The 1,052-nt window shown below is 36.9% G+C and carries 2 protein-coding genes; both read right to left on the minus strand.

Annotated features, from left to right (window positions below; genetic code table 11):
* On the minus strand, positions 1-257 hold a 257-nt coding region (locus A1D25_RS01440), incomplete at its 3' end, for an RsmE family RNA methyltransferase (protein ID WP_157393946.1).
* A 176-nt stretch (positions 258-433) separates the two neighbouring features.
* Complete coding sequence (gene greA / locus A1D25_RS01445) at positions 434-910, minus strand: transcription elongation factor GreA (RefSeq protein ID WP_157393947.1); 477 nt, start codon at positions 908-910, stop codon at positions 434-436.
* Positions 911-1,052: the final 142 nt, after the last annotated feature.

Consider the following 1,052-nt stretch of genomic DNA (forward strand, 5'->3'; position numbering starts at 1 on the left):
ATTACCTGACCTAAGTGGATAGGTAAATTTGACTCTCTGTTGTCAAGCTGGTGAGATAAAATTTCTACTTCAATCTGTTTTTTGCTGATTTGGCTAATTCGAGCAGAAAAAGTATAGTTTGAGCCATCAAAGAGTACTAATTCAGCACCTTCATTCATTCTCAGCACTCGCCCAACGTGGTTAGTTGCATCTTCAGATAAAACACAGCGTGTTTTGCCTGCTAATAATTCTGGGTGGTAAATTCTAGGTATTCGCATTAGGATTCTGTGGGTTAAAAAGTACTTAGTGTAATCAAATGAATTAGCTCGTCAAGCTAAACAAGCGGGTAGATTTTGGTAAAAATTGCAAAGAATATCGATATAGTATAAAACTCAATTTGCTTAAATAACCAATAAAAAGGGCTCTAATATATAAAAGCCCCTTTATTTAGAAGTTAAAGATACTGTACTTCAATAATATCAAATTCAACATTACCGCCTGGTGTTTTAATATTAACGGTATCATCGACTTCTTTACCAACTAGCCCGCGAGCGATAGGAGAATTTACGGAAATTAAACCTTCTTTAATATTCGCTTCATCATCGCCAACAATGCGATAAGTTACTTCTTCATCGCTGTCTGTATTGATCAATGTTACGGTTGCACCAAAAATAACTTTGCCGTTGTTAGGGATTTTGGTGACATCAATAATTTGAGCATTGCCTAGTTTTCCTTCAATTTCTTGAATACGCCCTTCGCAGAAACCTTGTTGCTCTCGTGCAGCGTGATATTCTGCATTCTCTTTTAAATCCCCGTGTTCACGAGCTTCGGCAATTGCATTGATAATTTCAGGGCGGCGTACATTCTTGAGAAATTCAAGTTCTTCACGTAATAACTCAGCACCACGCACTGTCATTGGAATTTGTTGCATTTTATTTCCTTATGTATGATGTATGTCGTTACACAATAGTATTGCAAAAAACAGAGTAAAACCTACCGCTTGTTTACAATCAGCCGTTTGAAGTTCTCAAACCAACGCCCACAAATATCTGCTATTGTGTATTTACGAAGTT

The organism is Ursidibacter arcticus (assembly GCF_009761375.1).
GTDB classification, from domain to species: Bacteria; Pseudomonadota; Gammaproteobacteria; order Enterobacterales; family Pasteurellaceae; genus Ursidibacter; species Ursidibacter arcticus.

Bases quoted from the DNA above. Each gene is read 5' to 3' on its own strand.
- greA (WP_157393947.1), bottom strand. From the start codon at position 910: ATGCAACAAATTCCAATGACAGTGCGTGGTGCTGAGTTATTACGTGAA.